General features: G+C 46.4%; 1 protein-coding gene. It reads right to left on the bottom strand.

Annotated features, from left to right (window positions below):
- A partial coding sequence (locus tag LJE11_RS19400) for an FtsK/SpoIIIE domain-containing protein (RefSeq protein ID WP_255656399.1) occupies positions 1-360 on the bottom strand: 360 nt, incomplete at both ends.

Raw genomic sequence — 360 nt, 5'->3', positions numbered from 1 at the left:
ATTCATCAAAGATAAGAAAGCAGGGTGGCAGTCCCAGATAGGCGTAGTTTTCGCCTGTCTTATAGTTCGGGTGTCGCTTCATTTCCTCGCTTCGCTGTACCATGCCCTCATAAAAGGCATTGACGCAGTCTATCATTTCTTCTTTGGTATGGTAGACGTTTGGCATGACCGTTCCTAAGTCCGCAAGGTCGCTATTCTTCGGGTCTAATATGTAAAGGACAGCGTTGGTATGCAGTAAGGCTTCAATGAGCGTCAGCAGAAAATAAGTTTTACCGCCACCAGTTCCACCAGCAATCAGAGCGTGGGGGAGTGCGTCATATTCCCAGACAAGATTTTTCATCAATCTAAGACAGCCGTTTT

It is taken from the genome of Blautia sp. DFI.1.216 (genome assembly GCF_020594215.1).
Classification (GTDB): Bacteria; Bacillota; Clostridia; order Lachnospirales; family Lachnospiraceae; genus Blautia_A; species Blautia_A wexlerae.
This window is presented reverse-complemented; position numbering and strand designations above follow the sequence as displayed.